This is a genomic window from Bacillus sp. VT 712, assembly GCF_001614195.1.
Classification (GTDB): Bacteria; Bacillota; Bacilli; order Bacillales; family Bacillaceae_H; genus Priestia; species Priestia flexa.
Genome location: NZ_LWBK01000122.1, coordinates 1 through 498 on the forward strand (window position 1 = coordinate 1; position 498 = coordinate 498).

1 rRNA gene is annotated in these 498 nt (G+C 54.2%); it reads right to left on the minus strand.

Going from position 1 to position 498, the window contains the following annotated elements:
- A 23S ribosomal RNA gene (locus A2U94_RS20345) occupies positions 1-498 on the minus strand; the annotation flags it as partial.

Here is a 498-nt window from a genome sequence, read left to right on the forward strand (position 1 = left end):
TTATCCCCGGGGTAGCTTTTATCCGTTGAGCGATGGCCCTTCCATGCGGAACCACCGGATCACTAAGCCCGACTTTCGTCCCTGCTCGACTTGTAGGTCTCGCAGTCAAGCTCCCTTGTGCCTTTACACTCTACGAATGATTTCCAACCATTCTGAGGGAACCTTTGGGCGCCTCCGTTACTCTTTAGGAGGCGACCGCCCCAGTCAAACTGCCCACCTGACACTGTCTCCCAGCCCGATCAGGGCTGTGGGTTAGAATTTCAATACAACCAGGGTAGTATCCCACCGACGCCTCCACCGAAGCTAGCGCTCCGGCTTCTCAGGCTCCTACCTATCCTGTACAAGCTGTACCAAAATTCAATATCAGGCTACAGTAAAGCTCCACGGGGTCTTTCCGTCCTGTCGCGGGTAACCTGCATCTTCACAGGTACTATAATTTCACCGAGTCTCTCGTTGAGACAGTGCCCAGATCGTTACGCCTTTCGTGCGGGTCGGAAC